19 protein-coding genes are annotated in these 20,657 nt (G+C 74.1%); 15 read left to right on the forward strand and 4 right to left on the reverse strand.

Features of this window, described 5'->3' with window-relative positions; translation table 11 throughout:
- The first annotated feature begins 112 nt into the window (after positions 1–112).
- From LPU61_RS26065 to LPU61_RS26080, 4 genes are all read left to right on the forward strand, one after another.
- Entirely contained in the window at positions 113–406 is a 294-nt protein-coding gene (locus tag LPU61_RS26065; protein WP_043961459.1) for a hypothetical protein, read from the forward strand.
- Positions 403–1,026 carry an RNA polymerase sigma factor gene (locus LPU61_RS26070; RefSeq protein WP_229406455.1) on the forward strand — a complete coding sequence of 208 codons (624 nt, stop codon included), beginning with the start codon at positions 403–405 and terminating at the stop codon, positions 1,024–1,026. Before LPU61_RS26065 ends, LPU61_RS26070 begins: the two co-directional genes overlap by 4 nt.
- Positions 1,013–2,914, forward strand: a complete 1,902-nt coding sequence (locus LPU61_RS26075; protein WP_052503594.1) for an EAL domain-containing protein — start codon at positions 1,013–1,015, stop codon at positions 2,912–2,914. Before LPU61_RS26070 ends, LPU61_RS26075 begins: the two co-directional genes overlap by 14 nt.
- 278 nt (positions 2,915–3,192) lie before the next feature.
- The gene (locus LPU61_RS26080; protein ID WP_043961461.1) at positions 3,193–4,641 is read left to right on the forward strand and encodes an endo-1,4-beta-xylanase; all 1,449 of its coding nucleotides are present in this window, start codon (positions 3,193–3,195) and stop codon (positions 4,639–4,641) included.
- A gap of 56 nt (positions 4,642–4,697) precedes the next feature.
- Here the strand turns inward: LPU61_RS26080 and LPU61_RS26085 are convergent, their stop codons facing one another.
- Positions 4,698–5,507, reverse strand: coding sequence for a hypothetical protein (locus LPU61_RS26085; RefSeq protein WP_229406456.1), 810 nt, complete (start codon positions 5,505–5,507; stop codon positions 4,698–4,700).
- 480 nt (positions 5,508–5,987) lie between these two features.
- On the opposite strand from LPU61_RS26085, the gene ssd reads away from it, so the two are divergent.
- From ssd to LPU61_RS26125, 8 genes are all read left to right on the forward strand, one after another.
- A complete protein-coding gene (gene ssd, locus LPU61_RS26090; RefSeq protein WP_198956422.1) occupies positions 5,988–7,043 on the forward strand; it encodes a septum site-determining protein Ssd in 1,056 nt (351 codons plus the stop codon).
- The gene (locus LPU61_RS26095) at positions 7,040–8,290 is read left to right on the forward strand and encodes a TadA family conjugal transfer-associated ATPase (protein ID WP_229406457.1); all 1,251 of its coding nucleotides are present in this window, start codon (positions 7,040–7,042) and stop codon (positions 8,288–8,290) included. Before ssd ends, LPU61_RS26095 begins: the two co-directional genes overlap by 4 nt.
- A complete protein-coding gene (locus LPU61_RS26100; RefSeq protein ID WP_229406458.1) occupies positions 8,287–9,405 on the forward strand; it encodes a type II secretion system F family protein in 1,119 nt (372 codons plus the stop codon). Before LPU61_RS26095 ends, LPU61_RS26100 begins: the two co-directional genes overlap by 4 nt.
- The gene (locus LPU61_RS26105; RefSeq protein WP_229406459.1) at positions 9,405–10,142 is read left to right on the forward strand and encodes a type II secretion system F family protein; all 738 of its coding nucleotides are present in this window, start codon (positions 9,405–9,407) and stop codon (positions 10,140–10,142) included. The genes LPU61_RS26100 and LPU61_RS26105 overlap by 1 nt, the downstream gene beginning before the upstream one ends.
- A gap of 50 nt (positions 10,143–10,192) precedes the next feature.
- Positions 10,193–10,360, forward strand: coding sequence for a DUF4244 domain-containing protein (locus LPU61_RS26110; protein WP_077935702.1), 168 nt, complete (start codon positions 10,193–10,195; stop codon positions 10,358–10,360).
- Positions 10,361–10,488: 128 nt separating this feature from the next.
- Complete coding sequence (locus LPU61_RS26115) at positions 10,489–10,806, forward strand: TadE family type IV pilus minor pilin (RefSeq protein ID WP_043961485.1); 318 nt, start codon at positions 10,489–10,491, stop codon at positions 10,804–10,806.
- Between the two features lie 17 nt (positions 10,807–10,823).
- Positions 10,824–11,297, forward strand: coding sequence for an Rv3654c family TadE-like protein (locus LPU61_RS26120; protein WP_374199720.1), 474 nt, complete (start codon positions 10,824–10,826; stop codon positions 11,295–11,297).
- Between the two features lie 184 nt (positions 11,298–11,481).
- Positions 11,482–12,855: a DUF4157 domain-containing protein gene (locus LPU61_RS26125; protein ID WP_229406460.1), complete on the forward strand. Its 1,374-nt coding sequence runs from the start codon at positions 11,482–11,484 to the stop codon at positions 12,853–12,855.
- A gap of 589 nt (positions 12,856–13,444) precedes the next feature.
- Here the strand turns inward: LPU61_RS26125 and LPU61_RS26130 are convergent.
- The 3 genes from LPU61_RS26130 to LPU61_RS26140 all read right to left on the reverse strand — a co-directional run bounded on the left by LPU61_RS26130 (position 13,445) and on the right by LPU61_RS26140 (position 16,878).
- Positions 13,445–14,023 carry a hypothetical protein gene (locus tag LPU61_RS26130; protein WP_043961487.1) on the reverse strand — a complete coding sequence of 193 codons (579 nt, stop codon included), beginning with the start codon at positions 14,021–14,023 and terminating at the stop codon, positions 13,445–13,447.
- 87 nt (positions 14,024–14,110) lie between these two features.
- Complete coding sequence (locus LPU61_RS26135; protein ID WP_043961488.1) at positions 14,111–14,317, reverse strand: hypothetical protein; 207 nt, start codon at positions 14,315–14,317, stop codon at positions 14,111–14,113.
- A 140-nt stretch (positions 14,318–14,457) separates the two neighbouring features.
- Positions 14,458–16,878 (reverse strand): DEAD/DEAH box helicase, encoded by a 2,421-nt coding sequence (locus tag LPU61_RS26140; protein WP_229406461.1) that lies wholly within the window; start codon positions 16,876–16,878, stop codon positions 14,458–14,460.
- 141 nt (positions 16,879–17,019) lie between these two features.
- Here LPU61_RS26140 and LPU61_RS26145 point away from each other — a divergent pair, with 141 nt between their 5' ends.
- From LPU61_RS26145 to LPU61_RS26155, 3 genes are all read left to right on the forward strand, one after another.
- Entirely contained in the window at positions 17,020–17,376 is a 357-nt protein-coding gene (locus tag LPU61_RS26145; RefSeq protein ID WP_043961490.1) for an STAS domain-containing protein, read from the forward strand.
- Positions 17,376–17,810: an ATP-binding protein gene (locus LPU61_RS26150; protein WP_043961491.1), complete on the forward strand. Its 435-nt coding sequence runs from the start codon at positions 17,376–17,378 to the stop codon at positions 17,808–17,810. The genes LPU61_RS26145 and LPU61_RS26150 overlap by 1 nt, the downstream gene beginning before the upstream one ends.
- Positions 17,811–18,186: 376 nt before the next feature.
- The gene (locus LPU61_RS26155; protein ID WP_229406462.1) at positions 18,187–20,571 is read left to right on the forward strand and encodes a sodium-translocating pyrophosphatase; all 2,385 of its coding nucleotides are present in this window, start codon (positions 18,187–18,189) and stop codon (positions 20,569–20,571) included.
- The last annotated feature ends 86 nt before the right edge of the window (positions 20,572–20,657 follow it).

The raw sequence follows: 20,657 nt of genomic DNA on the forward strand, positions 1-20,657 counted from the left end.
TGCCAGGTAAAAGGCTTGATCATTGATCTTCCCGAACATTGTGGACGCTGGGGCGTCTACAACCGCTGCCCGCCACGGATAGTAATTGTCGACCGAGAGGGGCAGGGGAAAGATGAACGAAGCGCTGGCGGAACCGCTCACCGGATACCAGGTGATGGCCGTGGCCGTCACCGTCGCCGGGGTACTGGCCGGCCTGGCGCGCGCCTGCGTCGCGTACCGGGCCCGGATACAGCAGGAGCGGGAGGTGACGACACGTACGACAGCCCGGGTCACGTGGCTGACCAGGCTCGCGGAGGCCGACCACGACGTGGTGCGGATCGTGGAGCGCGACCGCGACGGGCACCGCGAGGTGGAGCTGGGCGGCCGTGGCGGGTCGAACTCCGAGGCCGCCAGGGAGGCGGCGTGATCGAGTTCGAGGGCACCGCCGCCCTGACACCGGAGCAGGCCGACTGCGAGGCGACGCGCGAGGCGGAGGCCGCACGCGTGAAGGCCGCGCACGACCAGGAGTTCGCCGCGTTCACCGAGGCCTCCTACCACCAGGTGGAGCGGATCCTCAGGTCGGCGTGCCGGGACCGCGAGGTGGTCGAGGACGCGCTCAACGAGGCGTACCTGCACGGGCGCGTCCAGTGGTCCAAGCTGCGCGTCCACGACCGGCCGATCGGCTGGATCATCGTCACGGCGCGACACAAGATCCGCAAGGACCACCAGCGGCACCTACGGGAGGCTGCGATGGCACCGGAGGACCTGCCGACGGCGCCGCACTCGAACATCGCCGACGTGTGGGAGGCGCAGGAACTGCTGCGGGGCTGGTTGCACCGGCTCCCGGCACGGCACGCCGAGGTGTTCCAGATGGCGCAGGAGGGCTTCTCCAACCAGGAGATCGCCCGCATCCTCGGGCTGACCGAGAACAGCGTCCGCTCCTACAAGGTCGCCGCGAGGCGAGGGCTGCGCGAGCTGGCTGAGGAGGCCGGCTACGTCGCCCCGGACGGTCACCGGCGGCAGGGAGCACGTCGTGGACCTCGATGACATCCTGGCGCTGGCCGAGACCAGGCCGAGCCCGCTGGAACTCGCCCGCGCGCGCCGCGTCGCGCGTGCGGCGCAGAGCCGGTACGACCTCTCGCTCGCCGAGGGCTACAAGATCATGGTCGACACCGCCCTCGTCGACCCGCTGACCTGGGACGTCGACGAGGCGACCAGGGTCGCGCGCGCCGCCCAGCTGGCGAAGTTGGGCACCATCACCTGGGTGGCCGGCGGGCGGGACGGCCTTGGTCGGCTCCACTGGTCGGACGAGATGGCGATGATCTTCGGGCAGGCGCCGGGGACACTGCGCCTCACGCCCGAGACGCTGTTCGGGCTCGTCCATCCCGCCGACGCCGAGCGGGTCCGCAGGGCCGTCCGGACGGCGTGGACGCGGTGCCGGCCGGGCGAGGTCGGCTTCCGGGTGGTCCAGCCCGGCGGCAGCATCCGCCACGTGCACTGCCACCTGGAGATCACCACCCGCGAGGGCGAACCGTCGGGGATCATCGTGACCGGCGAGGACGTCACCGCGCTCGAACTCGCCCGGCAGGAACGCCGCCGGCTCGCCATCCGGAGCCAGATGCTCGGTGCCGACCTGGCCGTGCTGGACGGCCTCACCGGGCTGCCGAACCGCGGGTACGTCATCGACGAGGTCGACCGGGCCCGCCGTACCACCGGCGGAGCCCTGGTCGTGGTCGCGACCGAACCCGCCACCCGGCTGCCGGACGCGCTCACCGACGCCGACCGCGACCGCCTGACGGCGTCGGTCGCCCGGCTGCTGCGCACGGTCGTCGGCAACGACGTGACCGCAGGTCTGGTCGGCTCCGGATTGTGGGGGGTGCTGCTCGCGCCGGCCGACGGGCGCGCGGAGGCCGCCGAGAGCCTGGCGGCCCGGATCGTGGAGACCTTCCGGAACCACCTGTTCGGCATCCGGCAGAACACCCTGCGGCTCAACACCTCGGCGGGCGTGGTGCGCTTCGGCAGCGGCGTGCTCGCCACCGGCTTCGACCTGCTCGTCGACGGCGAGCACGCGGCCCGGGACGCGCGCCGCGACACCGCCTCCGTCGTCGTGCTCGACCAGCCGGTCGCGGACGGCGAGCGGACGGCCCGGTGCCGCTCCCGTGTCCGGCACGCGGTCTCGGCCAGCAGGTTCGCCCTCTACGCCCAGCCCATCGTCGACCTCAACCTCAACCAGGTCACCCGCCACGAGATCCTCCTGCGGGTGCGCAGCGACACCGGGGAGCCGGTCGCGCCGGTGGCCTTCCTCGACATGGCCGAACGCGTCGGCGAGATCCTCGCGGTCGACAAGTGGGTCGTCGACCACGCCCTGGAGTTCATCGGCCGGGGCGCGCAGACCTCCCACTACCAGGTCAACATCTCGGGGAAGTCCCTCGCCGACCCGGGACTGCTGACCTTCGTGACGGAGGCGATCGACCGGTACGGGGTCAAGCCGGAGCGCCTGACGTTCGAGATCACCGAAACCGCGCTCATCGAGAACCGGAACGAGGCGCTGGCCTTCGCCCGGGGGATCAGGGCGGCGGGCTGCCACCTGGCGCTTGACGACTTCGGCACCGGGTACGGGGCGCTCGCGCACCTGAAGTACCTCCCGGTGGACCTCGTCAAGATCGATGGAACGTTCATCGTCGACCTCTGCCGGTCGCCGGCGGACCAGGCCGTGGTGTCGAAGCTGGTGGAACTGTGCCAGACGCTCGGCATCCGCGTCGCGGCCGAGTACGTGCAGGACGACGAGACCGTCGAGCACCTGAAGAGCTACGGCGTCGACTTCGCCCAGGGCTACTGGACCGGCCGACCCGAGCCGATCACGGTGAGCCAGGACGCGGTACAGACGGTCGAACTCGAACTGCGGTTCCCGCCGCAACACACCGCCCTCGGCTGAACCGAGGCGCGCTGCGCCGAAAGTTTCGGGCTCTGGTGGGGTAAGGGTCATGCCCGGCAGGGGAGGTGCTTCCTGTCGGGCTTCCGGTGTGCCGTCAGTGTGTAGGGCTGATCGCGCTCCCCTGCCTCGCACGACAGCGCCATCGACGTTGACCGATCAGGCGGTTGCGGGTATGTTGCAATCCAGTTACGGCAGTTTCCGAAAGTTTCGGAAACAGGCCGTGAATCCGCGCTTCCTTCCAACTTTGCGCATCGTCGATGGATATGCAAAGGAGTGTCATGAAACGTCTACTGAGCAACGGCCGCCGCCGCGCGGTGGTGGCCACCGCCGCCAGCGCGCTGGTGCTGGCCGGTGCGGCGCTGGTGGTGCCCAGCCTGGCCCAGGCCGCCACCACGCTGGGGGCCGCGGCGGCGCAGTCGGGCCGCTACTTCGGCACCGCCATCGCCGGGGGTCGGTTGAACGACTCCACGTACAGCACCATCGCCGGGCGTGAGTTCAACATGATCACGGCCGAGAACGAGATGAAGCCGGACGCGACGGAGCCGAACCAGAACCAGTTCAACTTCTCCGCCGGGGACCAGATCTACAACTGGGCCACCCAGCGTGGCCTGAAGGTCCGGGGGCACACCCTGGCCTGGCACGCCCAGCAGCCGCCCTGGATGGAGCGCATGAGCGGCAGCGCGCTGCGCAGCGCCATGATCAACCACATCAACGGCGTGATGGCCCACTACAAGGGCAAGCTCGCCGCGTGGGACGTGGTCAACGAGGCGTTCAACGAGGACGGCAGCCGCCGCCAGTCGAACCTCCAGGGCACCGGCAACGACTGGATCGAGGTGGCGTTCCGCACCGCCCGGGCGGCCGACCCGTCGACCAAGCTCTGCTACAACGACTACAACATCGAGAACTGGAGCTACGGCAAGACGCAGGGTGTCTACCGGATGATCCAGGACTTCAAGTCCCGCGGCGTGCCGATCGACTGCGTCGGCCTGCAGACCCACTTCACCGGCGGCAGCTCCCTGCCGAGCAACTTCCAGACCACGCTGTCCAGCTTCGCCGCGCTCGGCGTCGACGTGGCGCTGACCGAGGTCGACGTCACCAACGCCTCCACCACCCAGTACGCCGGGCTCACCCAGGCCTGCCTGAACGTGCCCCGCTGCATCGGCATCACCGTCTGGGGCGTCCGCGACAGCGACTCCTGGCGTTCCAACGAGAACCCGCTGCTCTTCGACGGTGGGGGCAACAAGAAGGCCGCGTACACCTCGGTCCTCAACGCCCTCAACGCCGCCGGCCCCGGTCCCACCGGCACCCCGACGGCGACGCCGACCACGCCGCCGCCGTCCGGCGGCGCCAACCGGATCGTCGGCAGCCAGTCGGGCCGGTGCATCGACGTGCCGAACTCGTCGCAGACCAACGGCACGCGGGTGCAGCTCTACGACTGCCACGGCCAGACCAACCAGCAGTGGACGTACACCGCGAGCAAGCAACTGACCGTGTACGGCGGCAGCCGGTGCCTGGACGCCAACGGCTCCGGCAACGGCGCGGCGGTCCAGATCTACAGCTGCAACGGCGGGGCCAACCAGCAGTGGAACGTCAACTCCAACGGCACCATCTCGGGCGTCCAGTCCGGCCGCTGCCTCGACGTGTGGGGCACCGGCAACGGGCAGCAGGTCCAGCTCTACGACTGCCACGGGCAGGCCAACCAGCAGTTCCGCCTCGTCGCCAACTAGCGAGGCGCGGTGGCTCACCGTCGTGGCTGATGCCGCGACGGTGAGCCACCGTCGTTTCAGCGCACCACGGCCCGGCGCGTCTCGGGCTCCGGCTGGAAGCAGGCCAGCGCCCACCCCCGGTCGTTCGTGACCACCCACGGGTGCCCGACGTAGGTCTGCTGCCGGTACGACTCGCCCGGTCCCAGCGTCCGGTACTGCCGGCGGCGGCCGTCCCAGTCGAGCCAGTACACGACGACCCGCTCGCGCCGGGCGTTGACGAAGTCGACGTACGTCGAGCGGCCGCCGCCGGTCGACCGCAGGCGCGACTCCGCAGACGGCGGAAGCGCCTGCAGTTCCGCCGTACCCGCCGGGTTGGGCTGCGGCCGCGGCCCGGTCGTCGCCGGGGCGGGCCGGCTCGTGGTCGCGCGGGCGGTCGGGGTCGGGCCGGTGTCGCGGGGCCGGTCGGTCGACGGGCGGCTCGACGCGGAAGCCCGGGCCGGCGACGAGGCCCGGTTCGACAGCGACCCCAACGCCGGAGAGAGGGTGGGCGTGGGCGTCGCGCTGTCGGTCGGCAGGCCCACCCGGATCGGCTCCTGGGCGATCGGCCCCGGCTGGTACGGCTGGTAGGCGTTGAACAACGGAAGCAGCGTGATGACCAGAGTGGCCACCAGCCCGACCGCCACGGAGGTCAGCACGAGGGCCAACTGCGGCCCCTCGCTGCCGTAGGCGCGTCTCGACGGCGCGGACGCCGGCTGGGCGGCCGGTGCCGCCCCCGGCCCCGCCCCGGTCCAGCCGTCCCCGACGGGAAACGCCTGGTAGGGCGCGGACGGCAGAGCCGCGCGCTCCACCGACGGCGGCACCCAGCCGCCGATGCGCAGGCGCGCCACCGTCCCGGCGCCTTCCCCGGCCCCCCTGGAGATGTCGAGCCTGCGCCGATCGTCGAAATCGTTTGAGTGGGTCATGGCCCCGATCCGCGCACGGTGCCGCTCGAAACAGCGGCACGGAGGACCGAATTATGCGAAATGGGTTCTCCAAGGTCAATGGTTGCCGGGGGGAATTCTGCCTCGGCCGTCCATCGGGCACCCGGGCCGGCGGCGTATTCGGGCGCGGGACGTGCGACGGGGCCCAGGCGCCTGCCGTGGCTGACCCCTCCGACCTGCACCGCTTCGGCCCGCCATAGCAGATCCACTCGGGCTTCGGGCGTTGTCCACAGTGCCCCCGGTTGTCCACAGGGAAGCCATCGTGGGCGGCCGGGCCGGGTCCCACCCGGGCACGCTCTCCGGCAGCACCCCCGAGCCCGACTGCTGGAGGCCGCGATGCCACCACCCCGTACCCCGCTCCCGCCGCGCCGCCGACTGCCCCTGGTGGTGACCTCGGACGACGGCCTGCTCGACGACCTGCTCCGGCTCGCCGCCGCAGGCGGCACTGAGGTCGAGGTGGCCGCCGACCCGGCCGCCGCCCGGTCCCGGTGGTCACCGGCCCCGCTGGTGCTGGTGGGCGACGACCAGGCCCAGCCCTGCCTGCGGGCGCGGCTGCCGCGCCGGTCGCGCATGGTCCTGGTGGGCCGGACGGGGCAACTGGACCCCGGCTGGGAGATCGCCGAGCTGATCGGTGCCGAGCACGTCGCCACGCTGCCGGCCGCCGAGCCGTGGCTGGTGGACCGGTTCGCCGAGTGCGCGCCGGACCGCGCCGGGGACGGCGTGGCCCGGGTGGTCGCGGTGCTCGGCGGCCGGGGCGGTGCCGGAGCCAGCATCCTCGCCGGCGGGTTGGCCGTCACCGCCGCCCGGGCCCGGCTGCGCACCCTCCTCGTCGACGCCGACCCGCTCGGCGGCGGGCTCGACCTGGTGCTCGGCTGGGAACAACTGGACGGGCTGCGCTGGCCGGCGCTGACCGACGCCGACGGCCGGGTCGACCCGCCGGCGCTGGTGCGGGCCCTGCCCAGCCGCGGCGACCTGGTGGTGCTCTCCTGGGACCGGGGAGACCCCCTGCCGCTGCCCGCCCCGGCCATGGCGGCCACCCTCGACGCGGCCCGACGCGGGCGCGACTTCGTCGTGGTCGACGTGCCCCGGCACCTCGACGACCCGGCCGTGCTCGCGTTGCAGGCCGCCGACCAGGCGTTCCTCGTCGTGCCGGCCGAGCTGCGGGCCACCGCCGCGGCGGCCCGGGTGGCGGCGGCCGCCGCCCCGCACTGCGCCCAACTCTCCGTCGTCGTGCGGGGCCCGGCGCCGGGCCGGCTCAAGGCCGTCGAAGTCGCCCGCGCGCTGGGCCTGCCGCTGGCCGGCACGCTCCGCCCCGAGCCGGGGCTGTGCCGGGGACTGGAGCGCGGGGAGGCCCCCGCCGCCGACGGGCGCGGCCCCCTCGCCGCGCTCTGCCAGCGGATCGTCGGCGAGCTGACCGGCGTCCCGATGCCGGGTGCGGCGTGACCGGCCACGCCGACGGCGAGGAGATCGCCAGCCGGGTGCGGCAGCGCTTCGCCGCCACGGCCGCCCCGGTCACGCCGGCGGCGGTGGTCTCCGCCGTCCGCGCCGAGCCGGCGGCGGCGGTCCTCGGCGACACCGCCGTGCTGCGCATCGCGGGCCGGGTGCACGACGACCTGGTCGGCGCGGGCCCGCTGGCACCCCTGCTCGCCGATCCGGAGGTGACCGACGTTCTCGTCAACGGCAACCGGGTGTGGGTCGACCGGGGCCAGGGCCTGCACCAGGTCGCGGTGCCGGTGGGCACCGTCGACGACGTACGCCGCCTGGCGCAACGCCTCGCCGCCGGAGCCGGCCGTCGCCTCGACGACGGCGCCCCGTACGCCGACGCCCGGCTGCCGGACGGCACGAGGCTGCACGCCGTGCTGCCCCCGGTGGCCACGGACGGGCCCTACCTGTCCCTGCGCACCTTCCGGCAGCGCCCGTTCACGCTGGACGACCTCGTGCGGCAGGGCACCGTGCCCCGGCCGGTCGCACCGGTGCTGGCCGCCGTAGTGGCCGCTCGGCTCGCGTACCTGGTGGTGGGCGGCACCGGCTCCGGCAAGACGACCCTGCTCAACACCCTGCTCGGGCTGGTGCCCGGCAACGAGCGGATCGTGCTGGTCGAGGACGCCACCGAGCTGCGCCCCCTGCATCCGCACGTGGTCGGACTGCAGGCCCGCACCTCCAACGTGGAGGGTGCCGGCGCGGTCGGGCTCAGCGACCTGGTGCGGCAGGCGCTCCGGATGCGCCCCGACCGGCTCGTCGTCGGGGAATGCCGGGGCGGGGAGGTCGTCGACCTGCTCGCCGCGCTGAACACCGGCCACGACGGCGGCGCGGGGACGCTGCACGCCAACGCGCCCTCGGACGTACCGGCCCGGCTGGAGGCGCTCGGCATGCTGGGCGGGCTGCCCCGGGCCGCGCTGCACGCCCAGGTCGCCGCCGCGCTCCAGGTGCTGCTCCAGGTCCGCCGGGGCGCGCGGGGCCGCGTCCTGGAGTCGGTCTGCCTGCTGCTCCCGGACGGCCCGGACCGCCTCGTCACGGTCGTCCCCGCCTGGGTACGCGGCCACGGCCCCGGTCGGGCCGCGCAGGCCCTCGGCGTGCTGCTGCGGGAGCGGGACGTGCCCGTCCCGTCGGTCCTGGGTGAGGCGTGGCGGGGCGGCACCGAGCGGGACGGCCGGGCCGGGGCCCCTGCCCGCCACGGGGAGCTCGGGTGAGCACGACCGAATGGCTGGTGGCCGCCCTCCTCGTCGCCGCTGCTGCGGCCGTGGTGTGGCCGATGCGCAGCAGCCGGGCCAGGAGACGCGCGCTGCTCGGGCAACCGCCCCCGCACCCGGCGGGGTCCGGCGCGCCGGATGCCGGTCGGCCGGTGCGGGACCCCGCGCCGTCCGGCGCCCGCCCGGCCTGGGCCACCGCCGGCCCGTGCACCCCGGGCCCGCCCTCCAGCCGGTCCGGCCCGACGGGTCACCGTCCCTCGCCCGGCCCGACCGGTCACCGTCCCTCGGTCGGCCCCGCTGGCGCTCCCGGTCCGGCGGAGCCCGGCGGACGGTCCGGCCCGCCCGGTCGGCGTGATCCGCGCAGGCCGGCAGGTGCCCTGCTCCGATCCGAGACGCCGCCCCACCCGGGCCCGTCCACGGTTCCGCCGCGCGACGGGGCGGGCGGCGGTGGGCGTGCCCGGCTGTCGGTGGCCGGTCTCCGGTCGCTGCGCGCCCCGGCCTGGCTGTCGGCCTCGCCCCGGCGGGCCCCGCTGGTCGGGGGCGTGGCGGGTGCGGCGTCCGGTGCCGTGCTGGCCGGGCCGGTGGCCGCCGTGGTGGTCGGCGCGTACGGGGCGCTGGCCGTACGTGGTCTGCTCCGCAGGCGGCTGGCCCGGCAGGCGCAGCTCGCGCGACGGCGCAGCCTGGACCAGCTCTGCGCCCTCGCCGCGGACCTGCGTGCCGGCGTTCCGGTGCTGACGGCCGCCGCCTCGCTGCCCGTCGACCCCGCAGCTGCCGATCGGCTAGGGCGGCTGGCCCGCGCGGCGGTTCAGCTCGCCGACCGGACCGGGGCACCCCTGGCCGACCTGCTGGAACGCATCGAGGCCGACGCGCGGGCCACCGATCGGGGACTCGCGGCCGCCGCAGCGCAGGCGGCCGGGAGCCGGGCCACCGCCTGGCTCCTCGCCGCGCTGCCCCTCGGCGGCATCGGGCTGGGGTACGGGGTCGGCGTCGACCCCGTCGCGGTCCTGCTGCACACCCCCGTCGGTGGTGGCTGCGCGGTGGTGGCCGTCGTCCTCCAGCTCGCCGGCCTGTTCTGGGCCGAACGGCTCGGCGCGGCACCGGACGGGAGCCGCTGATGTCCCGCCATGCGCTGGCCGCCGGCTGTCTCGCCGTGGCGGCCGTGCTCGCCCTGTCCGTCCGTACGCGGGCCGCCCCCGCCCGGCGGCTGCGCGGCCTGAGCCGGCGGAACGAGCCTGCCGGGCGGTCGCGCCCGGCGTGGTGGCCCGACTCGGTACGCCTCGGGGCAGGGCTGGCCGGGGCGGCGGTCCTGATCGTGCTGGGCGGCTGGTCGGGACTGCTCGGCGGTGCTTTCGCCGCCGTCGTGGCGGACCGGGGACTGCGCCGGATCGAGCCGCGCGTCGCCCGGGAGCGGCGGCTGCGGGAGGCCGCCGACCTGCCCCTCGCCGCGGACCTTCTCGCGTCCGCGATGCGGGCCGGGGCTCCCGTCGACCGTTCGGTGCTCGCGGTGGCCGAAGCGCTCGGCGGACCGTTGGGGGACCGCCTCGGCCGCGTCGGCCGGACCCTGCTCCTCGGCGGCGGCTCCGAGGAGGCGTGGGCGCATCTCGCCGCGGTACCGGGGGCCGAGCGGCTGGCCGGGGCGGCGCTGCGCTCGTCGAGCAGCGGTGCCGCCCTCGCCGGCGCGCTGACCCGTCTGGCCGACGACCTGCGCGCCGACCGCTCGACCGCCGCCGAGGCGTCCGCCCGCCGGGCCGGTGTCCTCATCGTGCTGCCGCTGGGGCTCTGCTTCCTGCCGGCCTTCATTCTCGCCGGCCTGGTGCCGGTGATCGTCGCCGTCCTCGGCGACGTGCTCTGAGCGCCGTCGGCCGTCCGGCCGCGCGGCGACAAGTCGAGAAAGGAACACACATGCGAAAGCTCCTCGTGCGCCTGCGCGGCGACGCCGGGATGAACACCGCCGAGTACGCCGTCGGCACCCTCGCCGCCGTCGCGTTCGCCGGCATCCTGCTCAAGGTGCTGACCTCGGGCAACGTCCAGTCCGCGCTGACCGCCGTGATCGACCGGGCGCTGAAGTGACGCGCCGCCGGCAGGCCGTGCGCGATCGGGGTGCGCCGGAGCGGCAGCCAGCATCCGGTCGACGTGGCCGTCGGGCGCGGCGGCGTCCACTCCGGCGGCCCCGGGAGCGTGGGTCGTTCACGGCCGAAATGGCCGCCGGCCTGCCGGCGTTGCTGCTGCTCCTGCTCGCCGGTCTCACCGCCGTCAACGCGGTGGCGACGCAGGCCGGCTGCCTCGGGGCGGCCCGGGAGGCGGCGCTCGCCGCCTCCCGGGGCCAGCCCGGCGTCGCGGCGGGCGAGGCGGCGGCACCCGCCGGAGCCGACGTCTCGGTCTCGGTGGGCGGCGAAAGGGTCACCGCGTCGGTACGGGCACCCGTGCGCGCCCTCGGCGCTCGACTGCCCCTCATCACCGTGACCGCTACGGCGGTCGCCGCCGTCGAGCCCGGCGCCCCGGGCCCGCAGCCGTGAGGACGCGCTCAGTCACCCTGGGCGCACCGGCCCGCGCAGCGAGCGCTCCGGGCAACGGGCGATCCGGCGGGGCCGGGACGAGCGGGGCGACCGTGGGCCGGCGGTGCGGTGGCGGTCGGGGTGGGGTGGCGGTGGGCCGGCGGTGCGGCGGCGATCGGGGCGGGGCGACCGTGTGTCTGCTCGCCGTCGGGCTGATGTTCGTGATCGTCGGCGTCTTTGGCGCGGCCGTCGAGGCTGCCCGGGTCGCGCGCCAGCGGGCCGCGGTGGCGGCGGACTTCGCCGCGCTCGCCGCAGCGGCGCAGGCGCTCACCGGCGGCGAGGTGGCCTGCGCGTCCGCTGATGCCGTCGCTCGGGCCAACGGGGCGCGGCTGGCCGGCTGCCGGCTCGACGGGCTGGACGCCGTGGTGGCGACGGAGGTGACCGTCACGCCGGTGCCCGGCCTCACCCGGGTCGCCACGGCGACCGCCCGCGCCGGCCCGGCCCGGGCATGACGCATCGACGGTGGCGCGCGCCCCCAGGGGCAACAGGTGTGCCCCGGCGGCTCTCGCGGGGCGGCGTCCCGCGCGCTTAGGTGGGATGACGAAGATCGCCCGGCTCGTCCCGGCCGGCTCGTCGCCCGAGAACGGCCCCACCCGTCCGAACCGGTCCCGCGGAGCCCGTCGAACGGAGACGATCATGCACGCACGGCAGGACCCGGAGCGGCAGCGCCGGCTGGGCTCAGCGTCGCTGACGGGACCCGTCCGGGAGGAGGAACCGGCGGTTGCGCACCCGGCCCACGCCGACCTGGGACCGGAGGCCCTCACGCCGGCCGCGCTGCCGGCGCTCCAGCGCGCCATCGGCAACGCCGAGGTCGGCCGCCTGCTGGCCGGAGGACAGCCGGTCCAGCGGTCGACGGTGCCGGAGGTGCTGCGTTCTGCGGGGGCGCCGCTCGACGAGACGACCAGGGCCGACATGGAGGCCAGGCTCGGCGCCGACTTCTCCGACGTCCGGCTGCACACCGGCACGGCGGCGGAGCAGTCGGCCGGCGAGATCGGGGCGCGGGCCTACACCTCGGGCAACCACGTGGTGATCGGCCAGGGCGGTGCCGACCGGCACACCCTCGCCCACGAGCTGACCCACGTCGTCCAGCAGCGCCTGGGCGCGGTGGACGGCACGGATCACGGCGGCGGGCTGCGGATCAGCGATCCGTCCGACCGGTTCGAGCGGGAGGCCGAGGAGACCGCGACCAGGGCGCTGTCCGTGGCACCTCCGTCCCCGGCCGCCGAGTCGGAGCAGCACGACGCGGACACCGGCGGGCACGGGGTCGGGGCGCCGGCGGTCCAGCGGATGATCGCTGCGGGGGACCCGGCGGACCCCACCCTGCTGGAGTCGAACGATGTCCCCACCTATCCGGCGTTCGCGGGCCTTCCCCAGCCGATGATCGCCCAACTGCAGACGCTGGCCGCCGACGACGAGGAGATCTACCACGTCGAGGAGGCGCTGGCGGTGGTGCGGAACACGCTGACCGGTGGGATCAACGTGGTCAGCCGGGGAGAGGCCAACTTCCTGCGGGACCTCGCGAGCCAGCGTGGTCAGGTGTCGGCCTACGACCCGGACATGACGCCGACGGCGCAATCCACGCTTGCGAGCGTCGGCGTGCCCGCCAACGCGGTGACGCTTCACCAGGCATCCATCACCGCGTTCGGCAACCACGTGCCGCACACCGACATCTTCGTGCCGCACCCGGGGCCGTGGACGAAGCTGGCGCCGCCGAACGACCTCGCTTCCTGCCTCGACGAGGTGATGGGGGCCGCAAGCCATGCCTATGTGCTGACCGACAACGAGCCCGGCCAGGGGTTCGCGCAGAGCGTCATCGACGGCATCAACAGGGTAAACAGCGGCAACGCCAGCGTGCCCGGCTACGTGCCCCTGACCTTCACCGTCAGGGAGTTCAACGTGCCGGAGGGCACCGAGGTCGAGCTCGGGAACCCGGACTTCGACCGGACCCGCGTTCCGCTCACAACCCGGCACAGCCCCAACTACCGGCTGATCCACATCTCCCGCGCCTGAACGCCGCCGCTGCCGGTGCTTTCCTTGCCGGAGTCGGCCTAGCGATCTGCGTGAACGCCCACCGACCTCCACCTGGCACCTGTGTCACGGTCGCTCACCCGGCCTCGGCGTGGTGTAAGCGGGCGGGCACGCAACAAGATCGTGCTCGATCAGGGAGAGTGTTGCCTCCTACCCGCTTGGGAGGCCACTGGCCCGACAAGCTTCGGAGCTGCGAGATCTTGGAAGCGCATGGCCCTTCCGGGGGCCGGAATCTTCCAAGATCTCCCTGATTCCCCACACACGTCGAGGTTAGGGGCTAGCCCGGGGTGGCCTCGGTGACCTGCCTGGTGCGGCCGAGGCGGTGGTGGGCGCCGACCGGGTGGCGACGGCCAAGGTCCGTATCGGGCCGGTGGGGCACGCGCTGCTGGCGGTCGTCCTCCGGCGGCCACCGCGGCGAGCGCCGACGTCCTGCGCCTGGCCGAGCAGATGGGAGTGGTGGTGTTGGGCCGTCCCGGCCCGGCCCCGGCCGTTCAGCGGAGCCGGGACCGAAAGCCGGCGGCGGGACCGAAGGCCGTCGGACCGGGGCGACGTCAGGGCCAGCGGCCCCGGGTCAGCGGCCCTGGAGGGCGTCCAGGCCGATCGCCATGGCGATCACGAGCCGCCGGTCGATCTGCGGGTTGTGCACCTCGACGACGTACCGGTCGCGCAGGCCCCACTTCTTGATGACCGAGAACACCGGCTGGCCGTCGGCGGTGAAGTCGAAGTGGTACGGCAGCCAGGACAGCGAGTCGACGAACCGGCGCAGCAGCGCCACCGGCATGCTGCGTTCCTGGCCGGTGATCTGCGGCAGGCCGGCCTGCTCGACGTGCCACGTGGACCGCAGCAGCGACTGGGCGAAGTCCTTGCGGAACAGCCCGATCGGGGTGCCGGCGTGGTCGGTCACGTCGTACGTGGCGCCGAGGTCCAGCCGCTGCCGGGCCTTGAAGCCGAGCAGCGGCTGCTGCTTGCTGTCGTCGGTGTAGATGGTGACCTGTTCCTTGAACGCCAGCCGCTTCTGCTGTGCGAACGCCAGCAGCCCGCCTTCCGAGCCGTCGGGGGCGACGGAGTGGACCTCGTACTGGTTGACCATCATCCGGATTCGTTGCCGGACGTGGAACTGCTGCTGGTGCTGCAAGGTGTCGAGCTGCATGAGATCTCCTCCAAAGGGTCGCCGGAGTCTCGCACAGCCCGCCGACACCCGCCCGCCGGCTGACGGCCGCCGGCCCGCTGGCAGCCGTCAGCGTCCGCCGTCGACGGTGGCCTTGAGCGCCCACGCGTTGAGCACCTGGTGGATGCCGCGCAGCCGCTCGTTGATCTGTTCCAGCCGCTCCGCCTGGGCGAGCGTGGCCATGGCGGCACCGAGGGCGATCTGCTGGTCGGGGGTGAGGTGTTCCTGGTCGATGGTGTAGAGCAGGTCGACGGTCTCGGCGATGGTGTCGGCCACGACTCCTCCTCCGGCGGCTGGAAACGGCGATCTCAGGGTAGTGGGGCGGGTGCCTGACATGGAAGCGCTCCCATGCATCAATGCCCACTAGGCCTTCTGGTCATGCACGCCTCCCGATACCGGCCCATCCGGCACGCCGCCTATTCGGCGCGCCGGTCACCCTGCCGGGGCAGCGCGGCGGCCCCCGGCCCGGGCAGGTTGGCCAGCACCACGTCGAGGACCCGGAGCGCGCCCGGCTTGGACAGCGGGTTGTTGCCGTTGCCGCACTTCGGGGACTGGACGCAGGACGGGCACCCCGCCTCGCAGCCGCACTCGGCGATCGCGTCGCGGGTGGCCCGCAGCCACTGTGCGGCCGTGCCGTACGCCCGCTCGGCGAAACCCGCCCCGCCGGGGTGCCCGTCGTAGACGAAGACGGTGGGGGCCTCGGTGTCCGGGTGCAGCGCCGTCGACAGCCCGCCGATGTCCCACCGGTCGCAGGTGGCCATCAGCGGCAGCAGCCCGATGGCGGCGTGCTCGGCGGCGTGCAGCGCCCCGGGCACGTCCGCCGGCTCGACCCCGGCCGCCGCCAGCGACTCCGGGGAGAGGGTGAACCAGACGGCGACGGTGCGCAGCTCGCGGGCCGGCAGGTCCAGCGGGCGGGTGTCGATGACCTCGCCGGAGGAGATCCGGCGCCGCTGGTACGACACGACCTGGCTGGTCACGTCCACCTCGCCGAGGAAGAGCCCGACGGGCCCGGCGTCGACGTACGAGCGGACCGACGCCACGGTGAGGGAGGTGACGTCCCGGGCGTGGGTGGACCAGTCGGGCTCCTCCGGGTGCACCAGCGCGCACCCGTCGTCGAGGTCCAGCGAGTCGACCACGTAGGACACGCCCTGGTGCAGGTGGACCGCGCCGGCGTGGACGAGGAAGTGGGCCGACCCGCCGTCGACGGTGCCGAGCAGCCGCCCGGTGGCCGCCTCGACCACGCAGACCGGGGCCCCTCCCTCGCCGCGCAGGTCCACCTCGGGGCGTTCGCGGTGCCGCCAGTACCAGCCGGTCGGCCGCTGCCGCAACGCGCCCGCCGCGACGAGCGAGTCGACGGCCTCCTTCGCGCCGTCGCCGAAGAGGTCCAGGTCGGCGGGAGTGAGTGGGGCCTCGGCCGCCGCGCAGGCGAGCTGCGGGGCGAGCACGTACGGGTTGGCCGGGTCGAGCACGGTGGCCTCGACGGGGCGGCCGAACAGGGCCTCCGGGTGGTGCACGAGGTAGGTGTCCAGCGGGTCGTCCCGGGCGACGAGCACGGCGAGCGCCTCGTCGCCGGAGCGCCCCGCCCGCCCGGCCTGCTGCCACAGGGACGCCCGGGTGCCCGGCCAGCCGCAGATCAGCACGGCGTCGAGGCCGACCAGGTCGACGCCGAGCTCCAGGGCGTTGGTCGAGGCGAGCCCGAGCAGGTCGCCGTGCAGCAGGGCGCGTTCCAGCTCGCGCCGCTCCTCGCGCAGGTAGCCGGCCCGGTAGGCGGCCACCCGGTCGCCGAGCCCGGGGACTGCCTCGTCGAGGGCGCGGCGCGCGGTGGCGGCCACCACCTCGGCGCCCTTGCGGGACCGGACGAAGGCGAGGGTGCGCACGCCGGAGGCGACCGCGTCGGCGAGCAGGTCGGCGGTCTCCCGCAGCGCCGACCGGCGCACCGGAGCGAGGTCGCCGGCCCCGCCCGCCTGGCCGCCGGCCCCGGGAGCCTGGTCGCCGGGCAGCAGCGGCGGCTCCCACAGGGCGAAGGTCACCCCGCCGCGCGGCGAGGCGTCGTCGGTGACGGCCGCGACGGGCAGGCCGGTGAGCCGCCCGGCCGCCGTCGCCGGGTCACCCGACGTGGCCGAGGCCAGCAGGAACACGGGGGTACGCCCGAAGCGGGCGCACTGGCGGCGCAGCCGGCGCAGCACGTGCGCGACGTGGGAGCCGAACACGCCCCGGTAGGTGTGGCACTCGTCGACGACCACGTACGCCAGCCGGCGCAGGAACCCCGACCAGTGGGCGTGCCCGGGGAGGATGCCGTGGTGCAGCATGTCGGGGTTGGTCAGCACGAACCGGGAGTGCCGGCGGATCCACTCCCGCTCGGCGCGCGGGGTGTCCCCGTCGTAGGTGGCGGGGCGTACCCCGTCGAGTTCCAGGCCGGCGACGGCGCGCAACTGGTCGGCGGCGAGCGCCTTGGTCGGCGCGAGGTAGAGCACGGTGGCCCGGGGGTCGGCGAGCAGGGTGGCCAGCGCGGGAAGCTGGTACGCCAGGGACTTGCCCGACGCCGTGCCGGTGGCGACGACGACGTGCGTGCCCGCGTACGCCAGGTCGGCGGCCTCGGCCTGGTGCCGCCACGGCGCGACGATGCCGCGGCGGGCGAACGCCGCGCGCAGTTCCTCGGGGGTCCACTGCGGCCACGGTGCCTGTTCGCCGGGCCGGGCCGGCACCCGCTCGACGTGGGTGACCGGGTCGGCGTCGCCGCCGGTGCGCGCGCGCAGCCGACGCAGCAGCTCGGCCGGGGCCGCGCCGGGCGGGCGGTCGGGGCCGTGGCCTGCGGCTACGGTGGCTGCGGGGGGCATGTCTGCACTCTCGCACAAGTGTTCGGAGTTGACCGGCGGGGGTGTGGGTATGGGGGAGCCCTTCGCCGGTGACCTCGCGGACGGCCCCGGCGGGGATGGTTAGATGCCCAGGAGAGTTTACGACTCTTGCGAGGAGGACCGATGGAGCTGTCGCTGGCGACCCGTGCCGTGGGGGAGCACACGGTGCTCGAGGTCGGCGGTGAGGTCGACGTCTACACGGCCCCTCGGCTGCGGGAACGGCTGCTGGAGCTGATCGACGGCGGAGACCGGCACGTCGTGGTCGACCTGGGCCGGGTCGACTTCCTGGACTCCACGGGGCTGGGCGTGCTGGTGGGCGCGCTAAAGCGGCTGCGCGCGGCCGGCGGCAGCTTCGCGCTGGTCTGCGGCAAGGAACCGCTGCTCAAGATCTTCCGGATCACCGCCCTGGATCAGGTCTTCCCGCTGTACCCGACCGTCGACGCGGCGATCGGGGCCGATCCGACCGGCTCCGGCGCCTGATGGCGACGGTCCGGCTCTCCTTCTCGCCGGCCCCGGTGCACGTGCGCACCGCCCGGCTGGTCGGTGTCGCGGTGGCCCGCCGCGCCGGCGTCCGCGAGGACCTGCTCGACGAGGTGCGGCTGGCCATCGGTGAGGCGTGCACCCGGGCGGTGGCGCTGCACCGGCAGTACAACGTGCCGGATCCGGTGCTCGTGGAGATGTCCGACAGCGGGGCGTACGCGGTGCGGGTGGTGGACCGGGCGCCGATCGAGGCGAGCATCGGCCTGGCCGCGCTGGACGCCGACCAGCTCGCCAACGAGTCGCTCAACGAGGACGACCTGACCACCGGCGTGGGCTTCGCGCTGCTGGCCGGTTTCGTCGAGGATCTTCAGGTGCGCCCCGTCGAGGAGGGCGTCGGCACGGAGGTCCGCATGGTATGGCCGGTGGGTCGCTGACTCCCGGATCAACCCCCGCTGATCGCATGGTCAGTCGTCCCGACTGACTCCGCGCTCAACCCACTGATTGGCTGCTCAGGGCCGCACTCCCGACCGGGAGGGCGGCCCGTTCGTCGTGGTCGGGGCTTATATCAGAATTCTTCTCGTAACACAGCGACGAAGATCATCCGAACAGGGTGCCCCTCAATGTGACCTCTGGCACTACGGAGGGCTACAGTACGCGGGTTGTCAGCAAGTGATCCTTCCCGCAGCCAGCGGGTATGGGTGTTCATCGCTGGTCCGCTGGAGTGGGTTGGCGCGCTTGCGAGTCCGCATCCAGGCGTCGGTCCGTGCGTCTCCACCGGCCGGCGCGAGTGTTCGGTACAGGAGGACACAGATGTCCGGGACCATGGCCGCCGACGGCGGCGCACTGTCCCTTACCGGAGCCAACCTGACGTACGTCGTCATCGCCGCGGTCATCGCGCTGGTGGCACTCGTCTTCGCCGCCGCCTTGACCAAGGCCGTGCTGGCAGCCGGTAAGGGCACCACCAACATGCAGGAGATCTCCGGAGCGGTGCAGGAGGGGGCCTCGGCCTACCTGCTCCGGCAGTTCAGGACCCTCGCGATCTTCGTGGTGATCGCCGTGGTGCTGCTCTTCCTGCTGCCGGTGCACGACACCGACGGCAGCGAGCTGGCGGTGAAGATCGGCCGGTCCGCCTTCTTCGTGGTGGGCGCCCTGTTCAGCGCGTTCATCGGCGGGGCCGGCATGTGGCTGGCCACCCGCGCGAACCTGCGGGTCGCCGCCGCAGCCCGGGAGGCGACCGGCGGCCGGGAGGGCGCCATGAAGATCGCCTTCCGCACCGGCGGCGTGGTCGGCTTCCTCACCGTCGGTCTCGGCCTGTTCGGCGCGGCGCTGGTCGTCCTGCTGTTCAAGGGCGACGCGCCGACCGTGCTGGAGGGCTTCGGCTTCGGCGCCGCCCTGCTCGCCATGTTCATGCGGGTCGGCGGCGGCATCTTCACCAAGGCCGCCGACGTCGGCGCCGACCTGGTCGGCAAGGTCGAGCAGGGCATCCCCGAGGACGACCCGCGCAACGCCGCCACCATCGCCGACAACGTGGGCGACAACGTCGGCGACTGCGCCGGCATGGCCGCCGACCTCTTCGAGTCGTACGCCGTCACCCTCGTCGCCGCGCTGATCCTCGGCCGCGCCGCGTTCGGCAACGACGGCCTCGTCCTCCCGCTGATCATCTCCACGATCGGCGTGCTGGTGGCGATCGTCGGCGTCTTCATCACCCGGCTGCGCGCCTCCGACCGCAACGGCCTCACCGCGATCAACCGGGCGTTCTACCTCTCCGCCCTGTTCTCCGCGGTGCTGGTGGCGGTCGCCTCCTTCGTCTACCTCAAGCCGACCTGGGCCGACCTGCTCGGGCCGGAGTGGCGGGCCAGCCTCGGCGTCGAGGGCGGCGACCCGCCGCTGGGCCCGCGCGGGGTGACCATCGCCGCCGTGATCATCGGTATCGTGCTGGCCGCCGCGATCCAGGCCCTCACCGGCTACTTCACCGAGACCAACCGCCGCCCGGTGCAGGACATCGGCAAGAGCTCGCAGACCGGCCCGGCGACCGTCATCCTCGCCGGCATCAGCGTCGGCCTGGAGTCGGCCGTCTACTCGGCGCTGCTGATCGGCGCGGGCGTCTTCGGCGCGTTCCTGCTGGGCGGCGGCTCCATCACGCTGTCGCTGTTCGCGGTGGCGCTGGCCGGCACCGGCCTGCTCACCACCGTCGGCGTGATCGTCGCGATGGACACCTTCGGCCCGATCTCCGACAACGCCCAGGGCGTGGCCGAGATGTCCGGCGACATCGACGAGAACGGCGCCCGGATTCTCACCGAGCTGGACGCGGTCGGCAACACCACCAAGGCGATCACCAAGGGCATCGCGATCGCCACCGCCGTCCTCGCGGCGACGGCGCTGTTCGGCTCGTACACCGACACGCTGCGCACGGCGTACTCGGACGCGGGCGTCGGCGACGTCGGCGCGGAGATCCTCAACTCGCTGAACGTGGCGAATCCGCGCAACCTCGTCGGCCTGATCATCGGCGCGGCCGTGGTGTTCCTCTTCTCCGGGCTGGCCATCAACGCGGTGTCCCGCTCGGCGGGCGCCGTCGTGATGGAGGTGCGCCGGCAGTTCCGCGAGCTGCCCGGGATCATGGACGGCACCCAGCGCCCCGAGTACGGCAAGGTCGTCGACATCTGCACCCGGGACGCGCAGCGCGAGCTGATGACCCCCGGCCTGCTCGCCATCCTCGCCCCGATCGCCGTCGGTTTCGGCCTCGGGCCGGGCGCGCTGGCGGCGTACCTGGCCGGGGCGATCGGCGCCGGCACCCTGATGGCGGTCTTCCTGTCCAACTCCGGCGGCGCCTGGGACAACGCCAAGAAGCTGGTCGAGGACGGCGCGTTCGGCGGCAAGGGCTCCGAGTCGCACGCCGCCACGGTCATCGGCGACACCGTCGGCGACCCGTTCAAGGACACCGCCGGCCCGGCGATCAACCCGCTGATCAAGGTGATGAACCTGGTCTCGCTGCTGATCGCGCCGGCCGTCGTGGCGTGGAGCGTCGGCGACGACCGCAACGTCGGCCTCCGGGTCGGCATCGCGGTGGTGGCCACGCTGATCGTCGTGGCGGCGGTGGTGTTCAGCAAGCGCAAGGGCGTCGCGATGGGCGACTCCGACGACAGCGGCACCGGCGCCGGCAGCGCCGACCAGCGGCCGGAGACGGTCAACGCCTGAGCGGTGACACAGCGGGTTCCCGGCCGGTCCACCACCGCCGGCCGGGAACCCGCACACCCCGTGGCGGGCCCGGGGCGGCAAACCGA

Source organism: Micromonospora sp. NBRC 110038 (assembly GCF_020884815.1).
Classification (GTDB): domain Bacteria; phylum Actinomycetota; class Actinomycetes; order Mycobacteriales; family Micromonosporaceae; genus Micromonospora; species Micromonospora haikouensis.

Coding starts and splice junctions, on each gene's coding strand:
- LPU61_RS26125 (WP_229406460.1), top strand. CDS start 11,482: ATGCACGCACGGCAGGACCCGGAGCGGCAGCGCCGGCTGGGCTCAGCG.
- LPU61_RS26105 (WP_229406459.1), top strand. CDS start 9,405: ATGTCCCGCCATGCGCTGGCCGCCGGCTGTCTCGCCGTGGCGGCCGTG.
- LPU61_RS26140 (WP_229406461.1), bottom strand. CDS start 16,878: ATGCCCCCCGCAGCCACCGTAGCCGCAGGCCACGGCCCCGACCGCCCG.
- LPU61_RS26145 (WP_043961490.1), top strand. CDS start 17,020: ATGGAGCTGTCGCTGGCGACCCGTGCCGTGGGGGAGCACACGGTGCTC.
- LPU61_RS26150 (WP_043961491.1), top strand. CDS start 17,376: ATGGCGACGGTCCGGCTCTCCTTCTCGCCGGCCCCGGTGCACGTGCGC.
- LPU61_RS26155 (WP_229406462.1), top strand. CDS start 18,187: ATGTCCGGGACCATGGCCGCCGACGGCGGCGCACTGTCCCTTACCGGA.
- LPU61_RS26115 (WP_043961485.1), top strand. CDS start 10,489: ATGGCCGCCGGCCTGCCGGCGTTGCTGCTGCTCCTGCTCGCCGGTCTC.
- LPU61_RS26130 (WP_043961487.1), bottom strand. CDS start 14,023: ATGCAGCTCGACACCTTGCAGCACCAGCAGCAGTTCCACGTCCGGCAA.
- LPU61_RS26080 (WP_043961461.1), top strand. CDS start 3,193: ATGAAACGTCTACTGAGCAACGGCCGCCGCCGCGCGGTGGTGGCCACC.
- LPU61_RS26110 (WP_077935702.1), top strand. CDS start 10,193: ATGCGAAAGCTCCTCGTGCGCCTGCGCGGCGACGCCGGGATGAACACC.
- LPU61_RS26065 (WP_043961459.1), top strand. CDS start 113: ATGAACGAAGCGCTGGCGGAACCGCTCACCGGATACCAGGTGATGGCC.